Below are 22,717 nucleotides of genomic sequence, written 5' to 3' on the forward strand. Positions count from 1 at the left end.
TCCCATGCCGAACTCAGAAGTGAAACGCGGTAGCGCCGATGGTAGTGTGGCATTCGCCATGCGAGAGTAGGACACTGTCAGGCACCTATTTAGAAGAGGCCTCCCATTCGGGAGGCCTTTTTGCATTTCTGCCTTCCAAAAATCTGCACCGCCGCCGGCATTTTAGTAAAAGTGCTGGGCTATCAAGGGATTGCCCGTTACTCTTTAGCCGTTACCGATTAACACGTGATGCTGCCAGCGAGGTATTGATGGCTACGTTGAAGGAAATTGCACAGGAAGCGGGGGTTTCTCTCGCCACGGTATCCCGGGTACTGAACGAGGATCCCAGCCTGAGCGTCAAGGAAGAGACCAAGCAGCGGATCTTCGAGATTGCCGAACGGCTGGAGTATAAGACCAGCAGCGCCCGCAAGGGGGTACACAAGAGCAAGCTGCACTTTCTGGTGGTCTATGCCTATCCCCAGAGTGCCGAGGTCAACGATCCCTACTATCTCGCTATCCGTTATGGCATCGAAACCCAGAGTGCCCGCCTCAATATCGAACTGACCCATCTCTACAACTGCGGTGAAGGGCGCGAACTGAGCACTGTGGATGGCATTCTGGTGGTCGGTACCCTCACAGCCGAGCGTCTCGTCCAGCTAAGGGCTTGTTCCAGCCAGCTGGTGTTTGTCGACTGCCGTTCACAGGGAGAGTTCGACTCGGTCGATGTGGATCTCGCCCTGATCAGCCAGCAGGTCGTCGACTACTTTATTGCGCAGGGGCACCAGCGCATCGGCTATATCGGTGGCCAGGATGAGAATCCGGACCTGCGCGAACTGGCCTTCCGCGATTATGGCCAGCGGCTGGGGGTGGTGCAGGAGAGCGATCTCTATCGTGGGGACTTCTCCAGCGCTTCCGGCTACCAGCTGGCGAAGGAGATGCTGACCGGCGACTGGCCCAAGGCGCTGTTCGTCGCCTCCGACTCCATCGCCATTGGTGTGCTGCGTGCCATTCACGAGAAGGGACTGGCGATTCCCCAGCAGATCGAGCTTATCAGCGTCAACGATATTCCGACCGCCAAGTTCACCTTCCCGCCACTCTCCACGGTGCGGATCCACTCCGAGTTGATGGGCTCCCAGGGGGTCAATCTGCTGGTCGAACGGCTGCGAGACGAGCGGGATATTCCACTCCGGGTGCTGGTACCGAGCAAGTTGACCCTGCGCGGCACCACCCGCTGATTTTAGTAAAATATTCTGCTTTTTAGTCGCGCCATCATGCGGTGGTGCGACACCTCTCCCAAGCAAACCTCTTTCCCATATCATCCAACAACTTCATATCATATTGTTTTATAGTTGATTTTATTGCAAATCAGCTAGCTACTATCAACATCCATGCCACTCATCCATATCTTGCCCTCCTTTATCTCCCGCTTCTGATCTCGCTCACAAAACCATCTGTTCATTGTGATCAGGTTAAAACTTTACCAATCCAAAGCTGATATTTAGTAAATGTTTATCTAGAGTTTACCCAGTCAAAGTTGCCTTGTTCCGGGAGGACATGTGAATAACTGGGAAAACGTCCAATTCGTTGGTGAAAACAGGCTGGCCCCGCGCGCCTACTTCTTCTCTTATGCCGACCACGCGCTGGCGGCCACCATGCAGCGCGAGCTGAGCCGCCGTTTTCTGAGCCTTGGCGGCCAGTGGCAGTTCCACTACTTCGACCACCCCCTGCAGGTGCCGGAGGCCTTCTATCACAGCCCCATGAGCGAGTGGGGCCAGATCACCGTGCCCAACATGTGGCAGATGGAAGGACATGGTCAGCTGCAGTACACCGACGAAGGTTTTCCCTTCCCCATCGATGTGCCCTTCGTGCCGACCAACAACCCCACCGGCGCCTATCAGCGCAGCTTCACGCTGAGCCCGGCCTGGGACGGCGAGCAGGTGATCATCAAGTTTGACGGGGTGGAGACCTACTTCGAGGTTTATGTGAACGGCCACTACGTCGGCTTCAGCAAGGGGAGCCGTCTCACCGCCGAGTTCGATATCAGTGCCTACGCCAACATCGGCGAGAACCTGCTGTCGGTGCGGGTGATGCAGTGGGCCGACTCCACCTATATCGAAGATCAGGACATGTGGTGGATGGCGGGGATCTTCCGCGACGTCTATCTGGTGGGCAAACCGGCTGCCCATGTGCAGGACTTCTTTATCCGCACTGCGCTGGCTGATGACAACCAGAGCGCTACCCTGAGCTGCGATATCCAGCTGGAAAATCTGGGGTCGGCTGCCCGTGATCACCGTCTGGTCTGGTCGCTGCTGGATCAGGGCCGCGAGATCGCCAGCGGCTCGCTCGACCATCTCGCCATCAATGGCAAGTGTGACTGCCGCTTCACGCTGGATCTGGCCAACCCCCATCTGTGGAGCGCCGAAGATCCTTACCTCTATCAGCTGCAACTCTCCCTCTACAACGGTCAGGGCGAGCTGCTGGAAGTGATCCCGCAGCGGGTCGGGGTGCGTGAAATCAAGGTCAAAGATGGCCTCTTCTACGTCAACGGCCACTACCTCAAGCTGCACGGGGTGAACCGCCACGACAACGACCACCTCAAGAGCCGCGCGGTCGGCATGGATCGTGTTGAACGCGATATCGTGCTGATGAAGCAGCACAACCTCAACTCGGTGCGCACCGCCCACTACCCGAACGACCCGCGCTTCTATGAGCTGTGCGACCAGTACGGTTTGTTCGTGATGGCGGAGACCGACGTGGAGACCCACGGTTTTGCCAACGTTGGCGATCTCAGCCGCATCACCGACGACCCCTTCTGGGAGCCGGTGTTCGTGGATCGCATCGAGCGCCACGTGCACGCCCAGAAGAACCACCCCTCCATCATCATCTGGTCGCTGGGCAACGAGTCCGGCTACGGCTGCAACATCAGAGCCATGTACCAGCGCTGCAAGGCGATCGACCCGACCCGGCTGGTGCACTACGAAGAGGATCGCGATGCCGAGGTGGTGGACGTGGTCAGTACCATGTATTCCCGCGTCTCCCAGATGAACTGCTTTGGCGAGTTCCCGATGGCGAAGCCGCGCATCCTCTGTGAATACGCCCACGCCATGGGCAACGGCCCGGGTGGCCTGAGCGAATACCAGCAGGTGTTCGACCGCCATCCCCACATTCAGGGTCACTACATCTGGGAGTGGTGCGATCACGGTATTTTGGATCAGGACGAGCAGGGACGCCCCGTTTACAAGTACGGCGGCGACTACGGCGACTACCCCAACAACTACAACTTCTGCATGGATGGCCTTATCTATCCGGATCAGACCCCGGGGCCGGGCCTGCGCGAATACAAACAGGTGATCTGCCCGGTCAAGGTGCGCGCTCTGGATCTGGCCAGCGGCAAGCTGGAAGTGGAAAACCGTTACTGGTTCTCCAATCTCGACGACATCCGTCTGCTGGTCGAAGTGAAGGCCGAGGGCGAACTGCTGGCCAGCCAGCAGATCCGGCTGGAAGGGGTGGCTCCCGGTGCCACCACTGAGCTGCAACTCGAACTGCCATCCCTCGATGGGCGAGAAACCTTCGTCCAGCTGCGGGTCATCAAGGCCACCGCCACCCGCTACAGCGCGGCGGAGCACGAGCTGGGCCAGTACCAGTTCCAGCTGAAGGCATCGACTCGCCAGCTGCGACCCTTTGCCAATCCCAACGCTACTGCGCTGCAGATTGCCGACGAGCGCCTCGCGTTGACCTTGAGCGGTAGCGGCTTTGCCCTGCGTTTCTCACGCCTCGACGGCAAGCTGGTGAGCTGGCAGCAGGATGGTATCGAGCTCATCGAGCGAGCCCCACGCCTCACCTTCTTCAAGCCGATGATCGACAACCACAAGCAGGAGTACGAGAGCCTGTGGCACCCGAACCACCTGCAGATCATGCAGGAGCACTTCCGCACCCTGAGCTGGCGCCAGCTGGGTGAGGCGGTCGAGGTGACGGTGGAGAGCCTGATCGCGCCGCCGGTGTTCGACTTCGGTATGCGCTGCCGCTACGTCTACACCCTGAGCCCGAACGGTCAGCTGCACGTGGCACTGTCCGGTCAGCCCTACGGCGGTTATGACGACATCATCCCCAAGATCGGCTTCGAGCTGGGCATTCGTCAGGATCTCGACCGGGTGCACTACTACGGCATGGGCCCGGGCGAAAACTATCAGGACAGCTGCCAGAGCAACTGGATCGACAGCTTCCAGAGCACGGTGAGCGAGATGTGGGAGCACTACCCCTTCCCGCAGGACAACGGCAACCGCCAGCAGGTGCGCTGGGCGACCCTGACCAACCGCCACGGCGCCGGTCTCTACGTGCGGCCAGATGCCCCCATCAACCTGAGCGTCTGGCCCTACAGCTGGGAGCATATCCACGCGGCGCAGCACATCAACGAGCTGGAACCGAGCGGTTATCTCACCCTCAATCTGGATCACAAGGTGCTGGGGCTCGGCTCCAACTCCTGGGGCTCCGAGGTGCTGGACTCCTGGCGGGTGCGCTTCGAGCCATTCAGCTTCGGCCTGACCCTGCTGCCCATCGCCCGTGGCAACCTCAATCCGGCTGCGCTGGCCGGGCTCGATCTCACCATCAACGGCGGGAGGAACCTCGCATGATCACCCTGGACAACCTGACCCTGTTCAAAAACATCTACCGGGAGGGCAAGAAGTGGGGCCGCTGCGTGGAGGCCATCAACAACCTGCCGAACCTCAAGCCCGGCATCTGCCACTCCATCGGAGACTCCCTCACCTACCGCTTGCAGGAGGGGGCCAGCCCTGCCACCTCACTGTTCGAGGGGCAGCGCCGCTACTTCGACGTTCATTACTACCTGGAAGGGGAAGAGACGGTGGAGTGGGCTGCCAAGAGCGAGCTGGCGGTCGAGCAGGCCTATGACGATACCACCGACCGCGAGTGGCTGGCCGGTGAGGTGCGTGAGCGCCAGCAGGTCGGCAATGGGCAGGTGGTGATCTTCGAGAACGACGAGGCCTACCGCTTCGTCGGCGATGCGCCGGTGCGCAAGGTGATCATCAAGGTCACCGTCGAAGGCGGCTACTTCAAAAACAAATAACAAGCCGCCGGTTCTGCACTGATAAAAGCCGGAAGGGCGGGGCTCACCCTACAAATCATGCCCCGTTCTTTCGCTAGATAACTACAGGTCTGGAGATGCACCATGTCTGATTCCAAACGCAATACGATAGGCAAGTTTGGTCTGCTGTCGCTCACCTTCGCGGCGGTATTCAGCTTCAACAACGTCATCAACAACAACATCGAGATCGGTCTGGCCTCGGCCCCGATGTTCTTTCTGGCCACCATTTTCTACTTCATTCCGTTCTGCCTGATCATTGCGGAATTTGTGTCACTGAATAAGAACTCCGAAGCGGGGGTGTATGCCTGGGTGAAGAGCTCCCTCGGCGGTCGCTGGGCCTTTATCTCCGCCTACACCTACTGGTTCGTGAACCTCTTCTTCTTCACCTCCTTGCTGCCGCGGGTCATCGCCTACGCCTCCTATGCCTTCCTCGGCTATGAGTACATTCTCACCCCGGTGGCGACCACGGCATTGAGCATGGTGCTGTTTGCCTTTGCCACCTACGTCTCCACCAACGGCGCCAAGATGCTCGGCCCCATCACCTCGGTGACCTCGTCCCTGATGCTGCTGCTGACCCTCTCCTACATCCTGCTGGCGGGTGCGGCACTGGTGGGCGGCGTACAACCGGCTGACCCCATCACGGTAGAGGCCATGGTCCCCGATTTCAGCTGGGCCTTCCTGGGCATCACTACCTGGATCTTTATGGCAGCCGGTGGCGCCGAGTCAGTGGCGGTCTACGTCAATGACGTGAAAGGGGGCTCCAAATCCTTCGTGAAGGTGATCATCGTCGCCGGGATCTTTATCGGGGTGCTCTACTCCATCGCATCGCTTTTGATCAACGTCTTCGTCCACAGCGACACCCTGAAATATACCGGCGGCTCGGTGCAGGTGTTTGAAGGGCTGGCGGCCTACTTCGGCCTGCCGGAGATCCTGATGAACCGCTTCGTCGGGCTGGTCTCCTTCACCGCCATGTTCGGCTCTCTGCTGATGTGGACCGCGACCCCGGTGAAGATCTTCTTCTCCGAGATCCCGGCCGGCATCTTTGGCAAGAAAACCGTCGAGCTGAACGAGAACGGCGTGCCCGCCCGTGCAGCCTGGCTCCAGTACCTCATCGTGCTGCCGCTGATGGTGATCCCGACTCTGGGCTCCAACACCGCGCAGGATCTGATGAACACCGTCATCAACATGACCGCTGCCGCCTCCATGTTGCCGCCGCTGTTCATCATGCTGGCCTACCTCAATCTGCGTCTGAAGCTCGACCACCTGCCGCGGGATTTCAGAATGGGGTCGCGCACCACCGGCATCGCCGTGGTCTCGGTGCTGATCGCCATCTTCTCGGTGGGCTTCCTCGCCTCCACCTTCCCGACCGGCGCCGACATCATGACCATCATCTTCTACAACGTTGGCGGGATCGTGATTTTCCTCGGCTTCGCCTGGTGGAAGTACAACCGCTACGAAGCTTCCCTCAGCGCCGAAGCGCGTGCCAAAGAGGCCCAGCCGACAGCGCAGGTTGCCATGCAGACGCCATAGGCACGGCATTGAATCCCAATCAAACCGGGTGGCCGTTGGCCACCCGCAAACCGTTGAACCAGAAAAGGAAAAGAGCATGAGCGAGACGATCGAGTTTGCCGAATTCAAACGGGTCGAGATGAAGGTGGGCAAGGTGCTGGAGGTGGTGCGCCACCCCGGTGCCGACAAACTCTACATCGTCCAGATCGACGTGGGTGGCGAGCGGCCGCTGCAGACTGTCACCAGTCTGGTGCCCTACTACAGCGAAGAGGAGCTGATGGGCAGCGAGGTGGTGGTACTGACCAACCTCAAGCCCACCAAGATGCGCGGCGAGCGATCCGAGTGCATGTTGCTCTGCGCCGAGACCCCGGACGAGAGCCAGAGCGTGCTGTTGCAACCGCGGGTGCCGATGGCGCCGGGCACTCCGATCGTCTGAATGGTATTGCGAGCCGGTGCGGGAGACGGCACCGGTTCAGCAACGAGGCCGTCCACGCGGCCCGATCATAACAAGAGAGTAAAGTGCGGGGCCGACAGACCCTTGCCGAACACATCACAGAGTCACAGCGTTACCCGCCGGGAGCGCAAGTCCACTGGAGGACACCATGTCTGAATCCGTACGCGGCACCATAGGCAAGTTTGCCCTGTTGTCGATGACCTTTGCCGCCGTGTTCAACGTGCGCAATATCGTCAACAACAACATAGAGCTGGGGCTCAGCTCCGCCCCCATCTTCCTGCTGGCGACCATCGTCTACTTCATCCCGTTTGTTTTCATCATCGCCGAGTTCGTCTCGGCCAATAAAAACTCCGAGTCGGGGATGTACGACTGGCTTAAAAAACCGCTCGGCACCCGGATGGCCTATCTGGGCTCGTTTCTCTACTGGTTCGTGAACCTGTTCTGGTTCGTCTCCCTGCTGCCCAACGTCATCGCCTATGCCTCTTACGCCATGCTGGGCTATGAGTACAGCTTCTCCCCCATGGTCACCTCGATCATCTCCATCGTGCTGTTTGCGGCGGCGACCCATATCTCCACCAAGGGGGCGAGCTGGCTTGGCAAGATTGCCGAAATAGTGGCCTACGGGGTGTTTGCCTTGTTCGCCATCTATGTGCTGGGCGCCCTCATGGCCTTGAGTGGCGATCATGTGCCGGCCCAGCCCATCACGCTGGAGGCGATGACCCCTACCGTCAACTGGGCGACCCTCGGCATCATGTGCTGGATCTTCCAGGCGGCGGGCGGTGCCGAGACGGCAGCGGCCTACCTCAATGACGTGAAGGGGGGCCAGAAGTCCTTCATCAAGGTGATCATCAGCGCCGGTATCGTCATCGGTGCCATGTATGCGGTCGGCTCCCTGCTGGTGAACGTGTTCGTGCCGCGCGAGAGCCTCACCTATGCCGGCGGCATGGTGGAGATCTTCACCGGCATGGCGCAGTATTTCGGGCTCTCCGAGGCGCTGGTGGGCCGCTTCGTCGGCGTGGTGCTGTTTATCGCCATGTTCGGCTCCATGATGATGTGGACCTCGGCGCCGGTGAAGATCCACTTCTCCGAGATCCCGCAGGGGGTTTACGGCGAGAAGACCACCCAGCTCAACGAGCACGGGGTGCCGGTGCGCGCCGCCTGGTGGCAGTTTGCCTTTGTGTTCGTGATGCTGGTGGTCAACGGCTTCGGTTCCGAGTCGGTGCAGCAGATGATGAACACCGCCATCAACCTCACCGCCGGTACCGCCATGCTGCCGCCGATCTTCATCATGGTGGCCTACTTCGTGTTCCGCTGGAAACATGACGACACCCCCCGCGACTTCCGCATGGGGTCGCGCAAGTTCGGGATGGGCGTGGTATCGGTGCTGATCGCCATCTTCGTGGTGAGCATGAGCGCCTCCGCCTTCCCGGCCGGGGTGGATCTGGTGCGCGCCTTCTTCATCAACGTCTTTATGACCGCGGTCTTCTCGGCGCTGGCCTACTGGTGGATCTCCCGCTTCGAGAAGCGGCAGGCCCGCAAGCTCGCCGGCAATGAGAAGAAAAGCGGCAACGGCAAGCTGGCCAGCCAGCGCTGATCGGCTGGGTGAAAAAGCGGAACGGGCGGCCTTGGTCGCCCGTTTTTTTATCCATTTTTAGCCGTTTGGGAGCTGTCAGGGCCGGTTTATCGTCAACTTTTGCTACTCGATATAGCGAAGGCGTTAAGCATTGATGAACAATTATTCGCCGCTCAACTTTGCGCCTCTCCGTTATCGGGGTAAGCTGGAGGTTCGTTTTAGCGGGAGGTGCCAGACATCTCCCGCTCTGTTTCTTGTCCTCCCCAATCCTGACTGTCGCCATGGCTGCAGGATGCCCTTCTGATGGAGACCTTTCGTGCGTCTGGATCCCTTTACTGTTGTGCTGATTGCGGTGGTCACCCTGGCCTCCCTCTTTCCCTGCGAGGGGCAGGTGGCTGTCTGGTTCGGTCTGCTGACCAAGCTGGCGGTGGCGCTCCTGTTCTTCATGCATGGCGCCAAGCTGTCGCGCCAGAACCTGCTGGCGGGCCTCGGCCACTGGCGGCTCCATCTGGTGGTGATGCTCAGCACCTTCGTGCTATTTCCGCTGCTCGGGCTGCTGCTCACCCCGCTGGTACCGGGCTGGCTGAGCCCGGCCATCTACCTCGGCTTCCTCTATCTCTGCGCTCTGCCTGCCACCGTGCAGTCGGCCATCGCCTTCACCTCGATGGCGGGGGGCAATGTGTCGGCGGCGGTGTGCAGCGCCTCGGCCTCCAGCATCCTCGGCATCTTCCTCTCGCCGGTGCTGGTGGGGATGATGATCCACGTACAGGGGGAGGGGATCGACACCTGGCACTCCATCCAGTCCATCATGATGCAGCTGATGCTGCCGTTCGTGGTCGGCCACCTGTCGCGTCCGCTCATCGGCCGCTGGGTCGATAGCCACCGTCCGCTCATCGGCAAGCTGGATCAGAGCTCCATCCTGCTGGTGGTCTACGTCGCCTTCAGCGAGGCGGTGGTGCAGGGGATTTGGCACCAGGTCGGCTGGTACGATCTGGCCAGTATCGTGCTGCTGAGCTGCGTCTTGCTGGCGCTGGTGCTCTGCTGGAACGTCTGGATCAGCCGTCGCCTCGGCTTCGACAAGGCGGACGAGATCACCATCGTCTTCTGCGGCTCCAAGAAGAGCCTCGCCAACGGGGTGCCGATGGCCAACGTCATGTTCCCGGCCGCCAGCGTCGGTGTCATGGTCTTGCCGCTGATGATCTTCCACCAGATCCAGCTGATGGTCTGCGCCGTGCTGGCGCGCCGCTATCACGAGCAGGGGCATTGATACTCGCGCCATTTTTGCTGCCATAACAAGAGGGAGGTCCGTTGGCCTCCCTCTTCTCATCTGTATGCCGACCGGCGGATTAGCGTTTGCGCCAGACGGTGAGCTGCGCAACCGTGTGCTGGTATTTGCGGGCGGTCTCGCGGATGACGAAGGGCACATCCCGCGGCGGGCAGTGCTCCTCGAACTCAGCCGCCAGCAGCCGTTGCAGCGCCTGATAGGTGGTGAGCGCCTCGCCGTTTTCGCGAATGCCGCCGAGCCAGTTGGCGGGCGGGGTATATTCCGCCAGCCAGGTATAGGGGCTGGTGAGCACCAGCAGGCCACCGCTGCGCAGCCGCGGGGCGATATCCCGCAGGAAGCGGGCGGGCTCCCGCAGCCGGTCGATCAGGTTGGAGGCGAGCACCAGATCGTAGTGGTCATATTTGGGCTTGAGGTTGCAGGCATCCCCCTGACTGAAGTGGATGCGCTCAGCCTGACTTGCCCCCAGCCCGTGGCTCGACAGGCGTGCCTCGCAATACTCCACCAGTTCACCCTCCAGCGGAATGGCGTAGCGGAAACTGTCCTGACTGGCGAGGGCCAGCGCCACATCGATGAAGCGGGCCGAGTAGTCCACCCCGTCCACATGCTGGAAGTGGCGGGCCAGTTCGAAGCTGGCGCGGCCGGTGGCACAGCCGATATCCAGCGCCCGCTGGTGGTTGCTGCACAGCTCGCCAGCAAGATCAGCAAGCGTCTTGGCGTAGTTGGCTACCCCGAAGTGGCTCGGGCCGTACTGGAAGTCGAGGTACTGAGCGACCAGCGTGTCGGTTTCATAGGGATTCACGATAACGGGTTCCTGATAACGGGAGACCAGATAGCGGAAACCCGCATGCTGGAAGAAGTGACGCCGGAAGGCGTAACGGGATGATTTGAGCGCTTCGTTACCCGTGCTGATCCAGCTGCCGCCCTTGATCAGGGTGTGCTTGCCATCAAAGGTGGGGGTGGAGAAGTCGTCGTAGAGCGGGTGGATTTTAAAGCCGTCGAAGCCGTCGATGGCGGTGCTGGTCCACTGCCAGACATTGCCCACCAGATCGAAGAACTCCCCTTGCGGGCAGGCATCCACCGGGCAGGAGGAGGCGAAATGGGCCAGATTGATATTGCCGGGGGCCTCCGTCCAGTCCGGCTGATCGCCGGGTACCTGCTCACGTAGCAGCATCCATTCCGCCTCGCTCGGCAGCTGGATGGGGAGTCCGGTCAGGGCCGCCTTCCAGCGGCAGAAGGCAGCCGCCTCCAGCTGATTCACCTCGACCGGCCAGTCCCAGGGCATGGCGATCTGCCCGGTCATCAGCCGCAGTTGCACTTGTTCGGGCTCGGCGGGGTCACCCACCCAGAAGGTGGGCATCTGCGCCTTGGCGTACTGACACCAACCCCATCCCTCCTCATCCCACCACTGTTGCTGGCCATAGCCGCCCGCCTGAACGAAGGCGAGGTACTCGGCATTGCTCACCAGCATGCGGCTGGCCTGAAACGGGGCCAGCTCGATCTGGCGCTCGCCATATTCGTTGTCCCAGCCGTAGGTGGCGTCCTGCTTACCAAGGCGCACCTTGCCGCCGGCCACCGGCAGCAGGCTGTTGGCGGGCACCTGATCAATTCGGTGGCGGGCTTCGGTACAGGCGGGCCAATAAGGCTGTGGCCGCACCCAGGCGAGTGGCAACTGGCGGATCAGCACGCTGGAGGTCTCGAGGTGGATGCGCTCGTGCTCTATCCCCATCAGGATCACCCAGGCCGGGCTCTGCCAGTCGATGGGCAGAGTGAGCGGCATCTGGCGAATAAAATCGCACACCAGCGAACGGACTTTGGCCCGATAGCTGCGCAGCTCGCTAACTTTGGGCCAGTCGTAGTGGGTCTCGTCCAGATCGTCCCAGCTCATCTCGTCCACCCCGATGGCGACCATAGCCTCGATGCGAGCATCCAGCCGCTGGTCGATCAGGCGCGCCGCCAGCAGCTTGTTGATAAAGAAGGCGGCCGTGTGGCCGTAGTAGAAGATGAGCGGGTGGCGCAGCGGGATCGCCTTGTTGAACCAGGCGCGCTCATCGGCCAGACAGTCGAACAGCGAGTCGTAGAGATCGAAGGTCTGGCAGAAGTAGGCGAGCAGCTCGCGCCGCTTCTGCTCGGGATCGCTGCCGGTCAGCAGCGGGGTGCGAGTCGGCTCCGGCAGGCCGGTGGTGGTGGAATAGAGAAGAGTGGCTTGGGTCACGCTCTGACTCCTTGTTGGCAGTGAAGACTGACAAGACAGTGGTAATGACATTACCGCAATGGAGAGCTTGGTACGCACGAAGTACCACTATTGGCTCAACAGACCGGCAGGGCAATCCAAAACTTCCACGGTTTGTCAGCGTAGCGACCTCGCGAACGGCTCGCCAGCCAGCTCTCCACCTGCCTGTTAGGGGATGGTCAGATTCGCCAAATGGTGGTCTAAATGGCTCTTTTAAATGCGTACCACTTCTTACTGTTGATTTTATTTTTATTGAAAATCATATGGTTAGCTTCTGGCATGGCCATTGCTATCTGTGGTTTCATACGGCCTCTATTTTTGTGGTTTCGAACCGGGCCTGTCAGGTGGCTTATCAATAAATAAAAAGGAGAACAGTTATGCGGTGGATGATTGGCGTCTTGGTGGCGTTGGTGATGGGAGGTTGCAACGTCTTTGCCGACACCGAGATCAAGGGGGAAGGTGTCCCGGTCGAGCGCCAGCAGGCACTGGGCGAGCGGGTGACCCGGGTGCTGGCGGGAACTCCAGCTACCCTCCATTTGGTGGCGGGCGAGCAGCGCGGCATCCTGATCAAGGGGCAGGCAAATCTCTTGCCGTATCTGGAGCTGACCGAGCGCGGCAGCAAGCTGGAGATCGAGGTGAAGGATGGTTACCGACTGCGGCCTACCGAACCGCTGGAGATCACCATCACTCTGCCAGAGCTCAGTGAAATGGCGTTGGCAGGTACCGGCAACGGCGATCTGAGCGGCTTCAAGGGGGAGGCGCTGGAGCTGTCAGTGGCGGGAACAGGTGGTATCGTCGCCAGCCAGCTGGAGGTACAGCGATTGAAAGGCAATATCGCTGGTGCAGGTAGCCTGGATCTGGGGAGTGGCTCTGCCGCCAGCATCGAGCTGAACATTGCCGGTGCTGGTGATGTGCTGGGCAGCGAGATGTGTGGCAACGAGGTCGAGGTCAATATCGCCGGCAGCGGTGATGTGGAGGTGCGGGCCCAGAAAACGCTCAAGATCGGCATCGCAGGCACTGGCAACATCACCTACTGGGGTGACCCCGAGGTGGAGCAGCAGATCGTGGGCTCCGGCGGGGTGACCCGCGCCGGCAGCTGATATCAACCGATCACCACAACTGAAACAGGCCCGCAACGGGCCTGTTTTGCTTTTTCCAACATGGCGCGACTCCCCGTGCCATTTGTGCAGATCCTGCATAAGTGATGTTCCGGCCCGCCGGTTTTTCAATATATCCCGCTCCCTATAATGCGCCTCATCCGCTACGGCGAACTTATCAACTACTGAGGCGTCACTGATGACTACATCATTACCTTTTGCAAATGCCGTGTTCGATGATCAGGCTCTGGTCAGCGGGCTCAAATCCATCCACCCGACCTGGGGCGACATGACGGTCCGCGTGGCCGGCGAAGCCTGGGGTATGCCGCTGCTCGACCAGAAGAGCAAGGCGTTCATCACCATCGCCATCGACCAGATGGCCCTCAACGTCAGCGGTGAAGGCAACCCCTTCGCAGCCCATGTCGATATGGCACTCAAGCAGGGGGCTACCTGGCAGGAGCTTGAAGAGCTGATCGTCTTCGCATCCGTCTATACCGGCTTCAACAAGGGGGCGACCACCATGGGGGCGCTCAACAAATTGCGCCACGAGCGGGGGGATATCTGATGGCCATTCCAGGACTGAAAAAGCCCGATCATATCGGCTTTACCGTGCCCAATCTGGCAGAGGCGCTCGCCTTCTTTCGCGACCACTTCGATTTCGAGCTCGCCTATGAGTTCGGGCCCTTTGTGGCGAGCGACAACTGGATGGCTGAGCACCTCAACGTGCATGCCCGCGCCGAGATCACCCGCATTGCAGTGATGAATGCCAAAGGGATCAATCTGGAGATCTTCGAGTACGCCAGCAATATCGAGCGCAACCTCAAGGCTCCCAACAACGCCGATATCGGTGGCCACCATCTCGCCTTCTATGTGGATGACATGGCGGCGGCAGTGGCTTATCTGAAGGAGCAGGGGATCGCCGTGCTGGGCGAGCCGACCTGCATGACGGAGGGGCCGACAGCAGGGGAGTCCTGGGTCTATTTTCTTGCGCCATGGGGCATGCAGCTGGAGCTGGTTTCCTATCCGCAGGGCAAGGCCTATAGCCGTCAATCACCCGTCGCCCTGTTTGATCCACGATGAACGCGCTCCCGGTTTTGCTAATCGTGATGGCCGGCATGGGCCTCTCCTTCGAAGCGGGCCTGCTGGGCCCGCTGGGTGAACAGGTGGGCCATCTGTGGGCGACCCTGAGCATCTTCGGCGTGGGGGCTGCACTGCTCTGGCTGATCCGCTTCTTCACGGTGCGGGGGCCATCCACAGGGTGGCATGGGGTGCCGAAATGGCAGCTGATCGGTGGCTTGCTCGGCCCCGTCTATGTGGTGGCGCTCACTCTCTCGACCCCCATGCTGGGGGTAGCGATGACGATGATCTGCGTCCTGCTGGGGCAGGTGACCAAGAGCTTTGCCATCGACTACTTCGGCTGGTTTGGCATGCCGAAACGGGCAACCCGTCCTCTGCGGCTGGTGGCGCTCGGCTGCATCGCGCTGGCGTTGCTGTTTACCTATCTGGGAGCAAACTGATGGTGCTGATTATCGTGTTGGCCATCGTCTCCGGCATGGCGCTCAGCGCCCAGGCGGCGATCAATGGTCAGTTGGGATCGCGGGTCGGCGTGGTGCAGAGTTCGCTGCTCACCTTCACTATGGGCACTGTGGTGACCGCCTTGCTGATCTTCTTCTTTGAGCCGCCCTATCAGGCGACCCTGCTCAGCGTGCCGAAGTGGCAGCTGGCCGGTGCCCTGTTCGGCATTGTCTACATGGTGGTGATGGTCGCGGCCATTCCACGGGTAGGGGTCGCCATCGCTACTGTGGCCACCATTCTGGGCCAGATGGTGATGAGTCTGGTGATCGATACCATGGGTTGGCTGGGCAATGCCCCCATCCCCCTCAACTACTGGCGCCTTGCCGCCATGATGGCAGTCGCTGCGGCGCTGCTCTGCATCTATCTGGCGAACCGACAACAGGAACAAGTGAATGAGTGAACAGGCAACAACCCTGATGGTCTTTTTCAACCTCAAACCGGGGACGAACGAGGCGGATTATCTGGCGTGGGCACGGGAGGTCGATCTGCCCACAGTGAACCGGCTCAACAGCGTCACCTCGTTCGAGGTGTTCAAGGGGCTGAAGATGCTGGGGCAGCAGAGTGCGTCACCGTGGGACTACTTCGAAGTGATCCGCATCGAGTCGGAGACGCAATTTCTGCAGGAGATCCAGAGTGCGCAGATGCAGCAGGTGATCCGTCAATTCGAAACCTTTGTCACGGATGCCCACTTTATCTGCACCCGGGACATCACAACGCTGTAGCTGGGCTCGCCAGTGGTGAAGGGGATACCGCTCTTGCCACTGGCTTGGCTGCAACAACATCAGAGGCTTTATGAAAAAACAGCTTGGCGAATACCTGCACGTGCTGGCCATCATCTTTCCGCTGACGCTGCTGATCCCGCGCTGGATGGCGCCGCTGCTGGCGAGATGGCAGCTCGACCCCGCCGCACCAGTCGCAGTGTTGCTCATCGACAGCGTGATCGTGGCCTGCGCCGTCTTTGTCTTGCTGCCGGCGCTGCACAAGCTGACCGGCAGGCTGTCTGGCTAAACCAGTCTGGTATCCCAGTAGCAGGGAGTGCCATATTTTCCCGCCAGAAAATCGATCACCACCCTCACCTTGGCGGCGAGTTGGTCGGTCTCCAGATAGAGCGCGCTGATCACCTGCTGCTCCATGCTGGTGGAGACGGTGAACCGGGTCATGATCGGCTTGAGCCGCCCGGTTTTCAGCTCCTCGCCGATGAGCCAGGTGGGGAACACTACAATCCCGGCACCCGCCACCGCGCCGGCAACCAGGGTATCGGCATTGTTGCTGTAGAGGGTGCCGCTCACCTCATAGGGTTGCAGCTGCTCCTGGCCGATGAACCAGCGTTGCAGGCCATAGCTCCCCTTGAAGACCAGACAGTTGTGCTGCACCAGCTCATCCGGACTGGCCGGTTCGCCATGGCGATTGAGGTAGTCGGGGCTGGCCGCCATCACGTAGTGCTGCTGGCCAAACTGTTTCATCCGCAGGGAGGAGTCTTGCGAGATCCCGATGCGGATCAGCAGGTCGATCGACTCGGCCGCCGGATCGACATAGTGATCCGTCTGCTGCAACTCGACCTTGAGCAGGGGGTAGCGCTCCAGCAGCTCGGCCAGATAGGGGGCAATGTGCAGCCGGCCAAAGACGACCGGCGCGCTGATCCGGATGGTGCCTCTCGGGGTATCCGCCCGTTGCTCGATCTGGCCAACCACCCGCTCATACTGCTGGAGGATCTCGGCGCACTGTTTGGCAAAAGCGACCCCCTCCTCGGTGAGGGAGATGGAGCGAGTATGGCGGTGCAGCAGCTTGGAACCCACCTTCTCCTCCAGCTGCGCCATCTTGCGCGAGACGGACGAAGGGGTCATATCCTGCCGACGCGCCACATCTGAAAAGCTGCCAAACCGGGTGGTCATCAGAAACAGCTTTATCTCCAACAACGAAACGTCGTAGTTCACGGGATACCTCCTCCATCGCAATCCTCAAGGGTAATCGGCTGACCTTGGCCAGGGCAAGCCGGTATCATGCGGAGGCTGCTGCCACTGATACTCTGCTCTGGCATGCCGTTACCACGAGCAGCAAGGCTGATCTTGTCCGATCACCACAACACCAACTGAAACAGGCCCGTTACGGGCCTGTGTTGATCAGAGGTGGCGGGCGTGAAAGCGCAGGTGCGCCTCGATAAAGCTCGCCACGAAGTAGTAGCTGTGGTCATAGCCCTCGTGGCGGTTGAGCTCCAGCGGCCACCCCTTGCTGGCCGCCACCTCGGCCAGCGCGTCGATATGCAGCTGCTCGGCGAGGAAGGGATCATCCAGCCCCACATCCACCAAGGTTGGCAGCGGTGTGACCGGCTGGTGGCGCAGCAGCTGGCAGGCATCCCACTCCTGCCACAGCAGAGGATTGCTGCCGAGATACGCCCCGAGCGCCTTCTGGCCCCAGGGGCAGCGGCTCGGGTGACAGATCGGGCTGAACGCCGAGACCGAGCGGTAGCGACCGGGCTCCCGCAACGCGGCGATCAGCGCACCGTGACCGCCCATGGAGTGGCCACTGATGGCGCGGTGGGTCGAGACCGGGAAGTGGGTCTCTATCAAGTCAGGTAGCTCGCGGGTGACGTAGTCATACATCTGGTAGTGCGCCTGCCAGGGGCTCTGGCTGGCATTGACGTAAAAGCCTGCTCCCATGCCGAGGTCATAACCGGGATCGTCGGCCACGCCGTCGCCGCGGGGGCTGGTGTCCGGCGCCACCAGTGCTATGCCCAGCTCGGCGGCGATACGCTGGGCACCCGCCTTCTGCATGAAGTTCTCATCGGTGCAGGTGAGGCCGCTGAGCCAGTAGAGCACGGGCACCTTCTGGCCGGTGAGGGCCTGGGGCGGCAGATAGATGGCAAAATTCATCTCGCAGCCGAGCACGCTGGCGTGGTGGCGATAGCGCTTGTGCCAGCCGCCGAAGCTCTTGTTGCTGCTGATAATCTCCAGATTCATCGAAGGACTCCTGCACCCCGCCCACAATGGCGGGCGGGGTGATCATGCTCAGTAGTGGATGACGGTGCGGATGCTCTTGCCTTGGTGCATCAGATCGAACGCCTCGTTGATCTGTTCCAGCGGCATGGTGTGGGTGATGAAGTCATCGAGGCGGAACTCACCCTGCATGTAGCGCTGCACATAGCTCGGCAGTTCGCTGCGACCGCGAACCCCGCCGAAGGCGCTGCCGCGCCAGACCCGACCTGTCACCAGTTGGAACGGACGGGTGCTGATCTCCTGACCCGCTCCGGCCACGCCGATGATGACCGACTCGCCCCAGCCCTTATGACAGCACTCCAGCGCCGCACGCATCACCTTGACGTTGCCGATGCACTCGAAGGAGAAGTCGACGCCGCCGTCGGTCAGCTCGACGATCACCTCCTGAATCGGTTTGTCGTAATCGTTCGGGTTGATGCAGTCGGTGGCGCCCAGCTTGTGGGCCAGTTCGAATTTGCTCTCGTTGATGTCGATGGCGATGATGCGACCGGCCTTGGCCAGACGAGCACCGATCACTGCGGAGAGGCCGATGCCCCCCAGCCCGAAGATGGCGACACTCTCACCCTCTTTCACCTTGGCGGTGTTCATCACGGCGCCGATGCCGGTGGTGACGCCGCAACCGAGCAGGCAGACCTCTTCCAGCGGGGCGGCCGGGTCCACCTTGGCGATGGAGATCTCCGGCAGTACCGTGTATTCGCTGAAGGTGGAGGTGCCCATGTAGTGATAGATGGGCTGGCCATCTTTCGAGAAGCGGGTGGTGCCGTCCGGCATCAGCCCCTTGCCCTGGGTGGCGCGGATCTTCTGGCAGAGGTTGGTCTTGCCGGATTTGCAGAATTTGCACTCGCCGCACTCGGGGGTGTAGAGCGGGATCACGTGATCGCCCACCTTGACGCTGGTGACGCCTTCGCCGACCGATTCGACGATGCCGCCGCCCTCGTGGCCGAGAATACAGGGGAAGACCCCTTCCGGATCCTCACCGGAGAGGGTGAAGGCATCGGTGTGGCAGACGCCGGTCGCGACGATGCGCACCCGCACTTCGCCCGCTTGCGGCGGCATGACTTCCACCTCTTCGATGGAGAGGGGCTGACCCGGGCCCCAGGCGATGGCGGCTTTACACTTGATGCTTTGAACCTGTGCCATGAATGACATCCTTCTTGTTGAGCGGGGTGAACAGAGATGAGTTCGGGCATTCAGTGTAGTTTCCCGCCGATTTGGTGATAATGAGGGCGAATCTCAAATCACTTTTACACACAGGTAATAATGTTCGGCTGGGAAGGGATCTGTGAATTTGTCAGCGTGGCGGAGCAGGGGGGCTTTACCCCGGCGGCGCGCAAGCTGGGAGTGTCGGTGGCGCAAGTCAGCCGTCAGGTGGCACAGCTGGAGGATCGGCTGCAGGCCAAGCTGCTGCTGCGCACCACCCGTCAGGTGCGGCTCACCGAGCTTGGCGAGATCTACTATCGCCACTGCCGTCAGCTGCTCGACAACCTCTACGAGGCGGAGCTGGCGGTGGGGCGTCATCAGGCGGTGCCGCAAGGCACCCTGCGCATCACGGCCCCCGTCTCCTACGGCGAGAGCCGCATCGCCCCGCTGGTGAACGACTTCATGGTGCGCTTCCCCCAGCTGGAGGTGACCCTCAACCTCACCAACCAGCTGCTGGATCTGGTGCACGAAGGCTACGATCTGGCGCTGCGGCTCGGCCATCTCAAGGATTCGACGCTGGTGGCGCGTAAGCTGGCGCAGCGGGTGCCCTATGTCTGCGCCTCCCCGGCCTACACCGCCCGCCACGGTATACCCAACAGCCTCTCCGAGCTGACTCGCCACACCTGTCTGGTGGGCAACAGCGACGAGTGGCACTTCACTCTGGATGGTCGTCCCCACAGCGTGCGGGTGCGCGGCCTGTTGCAGTGCAACAGCGGCCACGCCCTGCTGGATGCGGCGCTCAAGGGGATCGGCATCATCCAGCTGCCGGACTACTACGTGAGTGACCATCTGGCCCGTGGCGAATTGATCGAGCTGCTGCCGGAGCTGCGGGCACCGGCGGAGGGGATCTGGGCCCTCTATCCCCATAACCGCCACCTCTCCCCCAAGGTTCGATTGCTGGTGGACTACCTCGCCGAGCGGCTGAGCGACCCGCACCAACCGGCGCTGGTGATGCCGATAGGTTAGGGCGCTTCCCAGCCGCTGACTTACCGGCGGTGGGCGACAGGTGCAATGGCCTGAAAATAAAAGAGCCCTTGAGGAATCAAGGGCTCTTTTGCAGGTAACAACCGGATGGTCAATGATCCATCACTCGATGTTCTGGATCTGCTCGCGCATCTGCTCGATAAGGACTTTCAGCTCGACGGCGGACTGGGTCACTTCGGCGTTGATGGACTTGGAGCCAAGCGTGTTCGACTCGCGGTTGAACTCCTGCATCATAAAGTCGAGACGACGGCCACAGGCGCCACCCTTCTTCATGATCTTGTTGGTCTCGCTGATGTGCATCTCCAGACGATCCAGCTCTTCGGCCACGTCGATCTTCTGGGCCAGCATGACGATCTCCTGCTCGATGCGGGCCGGATCCAGCTCCACCTTGGCTTCGGCCAGACGGTCGGTGAGCTTCTGGCGCTGCCATTCGATGATCTGCGGCAGGTGGACGCGCACCTTCTTCACTTCCACCTGAATGCCAGCCAGACGCTGTTCGATCAGCGCCTTGAGGTTGGCCCCTTCACTGGCGCGGGAGGCGAGGAAATCTTCCATGGTCTGGTCAAAACCGCCGAGCAGTTCGGTGGCAACCGCGTCCATGTCCTGTTCGGCGGCAGCCATGACACCCGGCCAGCGCAGTACATCGACCGGATTGAGCTGACCCTGACCCGCCTCTTTCATTACCCAGCTGGCGCTGTCGATGATGAGCTTGGCCAGCTCTTCATTGATATGGAGCTGGCTGGCTGCGGCCTGAGCGGCCTCGAAGCGCAGGTTGCACTCCACCTTGCCGCGCTGCAGTTTGGCGCGGAAACGCTCACGCAGAACCGGCTCCAGGCTGCGCAGTTGCTCCGGCAGGCGAATGTAGGTCTCCAGATAACGCTGGTTGACCGAACGAATTTCCCAAACGGCTGTGCCCCAGTCGCCCTTGAGTTCCTTGCGGGCGTAGGCGGTCATGCTGTGAATCATTGATTGTTCCGGGCTTGATGAAGTGTGGCGGGATTATACCCAGCGGGGGCCGGTGCGTCAGCCGAAGTGTTGGTTTTAGCGGCTGATATTTGGGCCGCGATGGCTTATACTCCTGCGCCAATTCAGCCAGCCCAGAGGTCCGTCCCATGTCACGTCCAAGCGATCGCACTGCCGCGCAGCTTCGTCCGGTCACCATTACCCGCCACTTCACCAAGCATGCTGAAGGGTCCGTGCTGGTGGAATTCGGCAACACCCGCGTGCTCTGCACCGCCAGCGTCGACACCAGCGTGCCGCGCTTCCTGAAAGGGAAGAATCAGGGCTGGGTCACCGCCGAGTACGGCATGCTGCCGCGCTCCACCCACTCCCGGATGAACCGCGAAGCGGCCTCCGGCAAGCAGAGTGGCCGCACTCTGGAGATCTCTCGTCTGATCGCCCGCTCCCTGCGCGCGGCGGTAGACCTGACTGCGTTGGGCGAGCACTCCATCACAGTTGATTGCGATGTGCTGCAAGCCGATGGTGGCACCCGCACCGCCTCCATTACCGGTGCCTGCGTGGCGCTGGTGGATGCGCTGAACTGGATGGTCGAGAAGGGCATGATCAAGCAGAGCCCGCTCAAGCAGATGATCGCCGCCGTCTCCGTCGGCATGTATCAGGGCGAAGCCATCTGCGATCTGGAGTACATCGAAGACTCCGCCGCCGAGACCGACATGAACGTGGTGATGACCGAAGATGGTCGCATCATCGAAGTGCAGGGCACTGCGGAGGCCGAGCCCTTCACCCATGAAGAACTGCTGGAGATGCTGGCGCTCGCCAAGGGCGGCATCGCCGACATCATTGCGCTGCAGAAGCAGTCGCTCTCCTGATTTTAAAAACGCGGCATTGACCGCGTTTTTTTATACCCCCACACAAGACAACGACAAGCCAAGCAAGGAGCCAGAATGAAAGCCTACCAGCGTCAATTTATCGAGTTCGCCCTGGAGAAACAGGTCCTCAAATTCGGTGAATTTACCCTGAAATCCGGTCGTAAAAGCCCCTACTTCTTCAACGCCGGTCTGTTCAACAGCGGCCGCGATCTGGCCCGTCTCGGCCGCTTCTATGCCGCCGCCCTGATGGATGCCGGCATCGAGTTCGATGTGCTGTTTGGCCCGGCCTACAAGGGGATCCCCATCGCCTCCGCCACCGCCGTGCAGCTGGTGGAGCAGCACGATGTGGACGTACCCTGGTGCTTCAACCGCAAGGAGGCCAAGGATCACGGCGAGGGTGGCAATCTGGTGGGCAGCCCGCTCAAGGGGCGGATCATGCTGGTGGACGACGTTATCACCGCCGGTACCGCCATCCGTGAATCCATGGATCTGATCCAGGCCAACGGCGCCTCGCTGGCGGGCGTGCTGATCGCGCTGGACCGTCAGGAGAAGGGCAAGGGCGAGCTCTCCGCCATTCAGGAGGTGGAGCGTGACTACGGCGCCCACATTATCGCCATCATCCAGATGAGCGACCTGATTGCCTATCTGGAAGAGAAGCAGGTCGAGCAGCCGGAGCTGGCAGCGCAATTGGCGGCCATGAAGGCTTATCGCGCCCAGTACGGTATCTGAGTCGCCGCTCACACCGCGCAATAGCTGAATGCGGCGCCCGTTTGTTCTCTGGCAGCAAACGGGCGCCGTTTTTTCATCTGCAAAAAGTGGATCATGTGGCTTGAGCTTGCCCTTACAGTAAAGGTTAGGGTTTGCCAGTCGGCGTTTTGTGGTGCCGACGGGTTCCGGGGAGGAACAAC

General features: G+C 60.8%; 22 protein-coding genes. 17 read left to right on the forward strand and 5 right to left on the reverse strand.

Annotated features, from left to right (window positions below; all coding sequences use genetic code 11):
* Positions 1-248 precede the first annotated feature (248 nt).
* The 7 genes from ebgR to NOM67_RS16635 all read left to right on the forward strand — a co-directional run bounded on the left by ebgR (position 249) and on the right by NOM67_RS16635 (position 9,883).
* Positions 249-1,214: a transcriptional regulator EbgR gene (gene ebgR, locus NOM67_RS16605; protein ID WP_255938795.1), complete on the forward strand. Its 966-nt coding sequence runs from the start codon at positions 249-251 to the stop codon at positions 1,212-1,214.
* A gap of 321 nt (positions 1,215-1,535) precedes the next feature.
* Positions 1,536-4,610 carry a beta-galactosidase subunit alpha gene (gene ebgA, locus NOM67_RS16610; protein WP_255938796.1) on the forward strand — a complete coding sequence of 1,025 codons (3,075 nt, stop codon included), beginning with the start codon at positions 1,536-1,538 and terminating at the stop codon, positions 4,608-4,610.
* Positions 4,607-5,062 (forward strand): beta-galactosidase subunit beta, encoded by a 456-nt coding sequence (locus NOM67_RS16615; protein WP_040067594.1) that lies wholly within the window; start codon positions 4,607-4,609, stop codon positions 5,060-5,062. Before ebgA ends, NOM67_RS16615 begins: the two co-directional genes overlap by 4 nt.
* Before the next feature lie 102 nt (positions 5,063-5,164).
* On the forward strand, positions 5,165-6,610 hold the full coding sequence (locus NOM67_RS16620) for an amino acid permease (protein WP_216954730.1): 1,446 nt from the start codon (positions 5,165-5,167) through the stop codon (positions 6,608-6,610).
* A 76-nt stretch (positions 6,611-6,686) separates the two neighbouring features.
* Entirely contained in the window at positions 6,687-7,025 is a 339-nt protein-coding gene (locus tag NOM67_RS16625) for a tRNA-binding protein (RefSeq protein ID WP_005342042.1), read from the forward strand.
* A 166-nt stretch (positions 7,026-7,191) separates the two neighbouring features.
* A complete protein-coding gene (locus NOM67_RS16630) occupies positions 7,192-8,637 on the forward strand; it encodes an amino acid permease (protein ID WP_255938805.1) in 1,446 nt (481 codons plus the stop codon).
* A gap of 295 nt (positions 8,638-8,932) precedes the next feature.
* A complete protein-coding gene (locus NOM67_RS16635; RefSeq protein WP_016349038.1) occupies positions 8,933-9,883 on the forward strand; it encodes a bile acid:sodium symporter family protein in 951 nt (316 codons plus the stop codon).
* Between the two features lie 79 nt (positions 9,884-9,962).
* Here the strand turns inward: NOM67_RS16635 and ovoA are convergent, their stop codons facing one another.
* Positions 9,963-12,113 (reverse strand): 5-histidylcysteine sulfoxide synthase, encoded by a 2,151-nt coding sequence (ovoA, locus tag NOM67_RS16640; protein WP_255938809.1) that lies wholly within the window; start codon positions 12,111-12,113, stop codon positions 9,963-9,965.
* Between the two features lie 395 nt (positions 12,114-12,508).
* Between ovoA and NOM67_RS16645 the strand changes: the two genes are divergently transcribed.
* The 7 genes from NOM67_RS16645 to NOM67_RS16675 all read left to right on the forward strand — a co-directional run bounded on the left by NOM67_RS16645 (position 12,509) and on the right by NOM67_RS16675 (position 15,811).
* Positions 12,509-13,231, forward strand: coding sequence for a head GIN domain-containing protein (locus NOM67_RS16645; protein ID WP_255938811.1), 723 nt, complete (start codon positions 12,509-12,511; stop codon positions 13,229-13,231).
* A 196-nt stretch (positions 13,232-13,427) separates the two neighbouring features.
* On the forward strand, positions 13,428-13,793 hold the full coding sequence (locus NOM67_RS16650; RefSeq protein ID WP_255938813.1) for a carboxymuconolactone decarboxylase family protein: 366 nt from the start codon (positions 13,428-13,430) through the stop codon (positions 13,791-13,793).
* Entirely contained in the window at positions 13,793-14,308 is a 516-nt protein-coding gene (locus NOM67_RS16655) for a VOC family protein (RefSeq protein ID WP_042079747.1), read from the forward strand. Before NOM67_RS16650 ends, NOM67_RS16655 begins: the two co-directional genes overlap by 1 nt.
* On the forward strand, positions 14,305-14,745 hold the full coding sequence (locus tag NOM67_RS16660; RefSeq protein WP_033114720.1) for a DMT family transporter: 441 nt from the start codon (positions 14,305-14,307) through the stop codon (positions 14,743-14,745). The genes NOM67_RS16655 and NOM67_RS16660 overlap by 4 nt, the downstream gene beginning before the upstream one ends.
* On the forward strand, positions 14,745-15,203 hold the full coding sequence (locus tag NOM67_RS16665; RefSeq protein ID WP_033114721.1) for a DMT family transporter: 459 nt from the start codon (positions 14,745-14,747) through the stop codon (positions 15,201-15,203). The genes NOM67_RS16660 and NOM67_RS16665 overlap by 1 nt, the downstream gene beginning before the upstream one ends.
* Entirely contained in the window at positions 15,196-15,525 is a 330-nt protein-coding gene (locus NOM67_RS16670; protein WP_156854248.1) for a hypothetical protein, read from the forward strand. Before NOM67_RS16665 ends, NOM67_RS16670 begins: the two co-directional genes overlap by 8 nt.
* Positions 15,526-15,595: 70 nt before the next feature.
* Positions 15,596-15,811 (forward strand): hypothetical protein, encoded by a 216-nt coding sequence (locus NOM67_RS16675; RefSeq protein ID WP_033114723.1) that lies wholly within the window; start codon positions 15,596-15,598, stop codon positions 15,809-15,811.
* Here the strand turns inward: NOM67_RS16675 and NOM67_RS16680 are convergent.
* The 3 genes from NOM67_RS16680 to NOM67_RS16690 all read right to left on the reverse strand — a co-directional run bounded on the left by NOM67_RS16680 (position 15,808) and on the right by NOM67_RS16690 (position 18,936).
* Positions 15,808-16,737 (reverse strand): LysR family transcriptional regulator, encoded by a 930-nt coding sequence (locus NOM67_RS16680; protein ID WP_198038025.1) that lies wholly within the window; start codon positions 16,735-16,737, stop codon positions 15,808-15,810. The genes NOM67_RS16675 and NOM67_RS16680 overlap by 4 nt on opposite strands.
* 186 nt (positions 16,738-16,923) lie before the next feature.
* Positions 16,924-17,760, reverse strand: a complete 837-nt coding sequence (gene fghA / locus NOM67_RS16685; RefSeq protein WP_156854246.1) for an S-formylglutathione hydrolase — start codon at positions 17,758-17,760, stop codon at positions 16,924-16,926.
* Positions 17,761-17,808: 48 nt separating this feature from the next.
* Positions 17,809-18,936 carry an S-(hydroxymethyl)glutathione dehydrogenase/class III alcohol dehydrogenase gene (locus NOM67_RS16690; protein ID WP_156854244.1) on the reverse strand — a complete coding sequence of 376 codons (1,128 nt, stop codon included), beginning with the start codon at positions 18,934-18,936 and terminating at the stop codon, positions 17,809-17,811.
* 120 nt (positions 18,937-19,056) lie between these two features.
* On the opposite strand from NOM67_RS16690, the gene NOM67_RS16695 reads away from it, so the two are divergent.
* Positions 19,057-19,962 (forward strand): LysR substrate-binding domain-containing protein, encoded by a 906-nt coding sequence (locus tag NOM67_RS16695; RefSeq protein WP_005342034.1) that lies wholly within the window; start codon positions 19,057-19,059, stop codon positions 19,960-19,962.
* Positions 19,963-20,082: 120 nt separating this feature from the next.
* On the opposite strand, the gene NOM67_RS16700 is transcribed toward NOM67_RS16695, so the two are convergent.
* The gene (locus tag NOM67_RS16700) at positions 20,083-20,946 is read right to left on the reverse strand and encodes a YicC/YloC family endoribonuclease (protein WP_156854242.1); all 864 of its coding nucleotides are present in this window, start codon (positions 20,944-20,946) and stop codon (positions 20,083-20,085) included.
* A 146-nt stretch (positions 20,947-21,092) separates the two neighbouring features.
* On the opposite strand from NOM67_RS16700, the gene rph reads away from it, so the two are divergent.
* On the forward strand, positions 21,093-21,809 hold the full coding sequence (gene rph / locus NOM67_RS16705; protein ID WP_026080315.1) for a ribonuclease PH: 717 nt from the start codon (positions 21,093-21,095) through the stop codon (positions 21,807-21,809).
* A gap of 75 nt (positions 21,810-21,884) precedes the next feature.
* On the forward strand, positions 21,885-22,538 hold the full coding sequence (gene pyrE / locus NOM67_RS16710) for an orotate phosphoribosyltransferase (RefSeq protein WP_139741321.1): 654 nt from the start codon (positions 21,885-21,887) through the stop codon (positions 22,536-22,538).
* The last annotated feature ends 179 nt before the right edge of the window (positions 22,539-22,717 follow it).

The sequence above is a fragment of the Aeromonas sp. SG16 genome, from assembly GCF_024436135.1.
In the GTDB taxonomy this organism is placed as follows: Bacteria; Pseudomonadota; Gammaproteobacteria; order Enterobacterales; family Aeromonadaceae; genus Aeromonas; species Aeromonas jandaei.

What these genes read in the sequence shown, in the direction of transcription:
- ebgR (WP_255938795.1), top strand. Translation starts at nt 249, where the DNA reads ATGGCTACGTTGAAGGAAATTGCACAGGAAGCGGGGGTTTCTCTCGCC.
- NOM67_RS16615 (WP_040067594.1), top strand. Translation starts at nt 4,607, where the DNA reads ATGATCACCCTGGACAACCTGACCCTGTTCAAAAACATCTACCGGGAG.
- NOM67_RS16620 (WP_216954730.1), top strand. Translation starts at nt 5,165, where the DNA reads ATGTCTGATTCCAAACGCAATACGATAGGCAAGTTTGGTCTGCTGTCG.
- NOM67_RS16625 (WP_005342042.1), top strand. Translation starts at nt 6,687, where the DNA reads ATGAGCGAGACGATCGAGTTTGCCGAATTCAAACGGGTCGAGATGAAG.
- NOM67_RS16630 (WP_255938805.1), top strand. Translation starts at nt 7,192, where the DNA reads ATGTCTGAATCCGTACGCGGCACCATAGGCAAGTTTGCCCTGTTGTCG.
- NOM67_RS16645 (WP_255938811.1), top strand. Translation starts at nt 12,509, where the DNA reads ATGCGGTGGATGATTGGCGTCTTGGTGGCGTTGGTGATGGGAGGTTGC.
- NOM67_RS16650 (WP_255938813.1), top strand. Translation starts at nt 13,428, where the DNA reads ATGACTACATCATTACCTTTTGCAAATGCCGTGTTCGATGATCAGGCT.
- NOM67_RS16655 (WP_042079747.1), top strand. Translation starts at nt 13,793, where the DNA reads ATGGCCATTCCAGGACTGAAAAAGCCCGATCATATCGGCTTTACCGTG.
- NOM67_RS16660 (WP_033114720.1), top strand. Translation starts at nt 14,305, where the DNA reads ATGAACGCGCTCCCGGTTTTGCTAATCGTGATGGCCGGCATGGGCCTC.
- NOM67_RS16665 (WP_033114721.1), top strand. Translation starts at nt 14,745, where the DNA reads ATGGTGCTGATTATCGTGTTGGCCATCGTCTCCGGCATGGCGCTCAGC.
- NOM67_RS16670 (WP_156854248.1), top strand. Translation starts at nt 15,196, where the DNA reads ATGAGTGAACAGGCAACAACCCTGATGGTCTTTTTCAACCTCAAACCG.
- NOM67_RS16675 (WP_033114723.1), top strand. Translation starts at nt 15,596, where the DNA reads ATGAAAAAACAGCTTGGCGAATACCTGCACGTGCTGGCCATCATCTTT.
- fghA (WP_156854246.1), bottom strand. Translation starts at nt 17,760, where the DNA reads ATGAATCTGGAGATTATCAGCAGCAACAAGAGCTTCGGCGGCTGGCAC.
- NOM67_RS16690 (WP_156854244.1), bottom strand. Translation starts at nt 18,936, where the DNA reads ATGGCACAGGTTCAAAGCATCAAGTGTAAAGCCGCCATCGCCTGGGGC.
- NOM67_RS16695 (WP_005342034.1), top strand. Translation starts at nt 19,057, where the DNA reads ATGTTCGGCTGGGAAGGGATCTGTGAATTTGTCAGCGTGGCGGAGCAG.
- NOM67_RS16700 (WP_156854242.1), bottom strand. Translation starts at nt 20,946, where the DNA reads ATGATTCACAGCATGACCGCCTACGCCCGCAAGGAACTCAAGGGCGAC.
- rph (WP_026080315.1), top strand. Translation starts at nt 21,093, where the DNA reads ATGTCACGTCCAAGCGATCGCACTGCCGCGCAGCTTCGTCCGGTCACC.
- pyrE (WP_139741321.1), top strand. Translation starts at nt 21,885, where the DNA reads ATGAAAGCCTACCAGCGTCAATTTATCGAGTTCGCCCTGGAGAAACAG.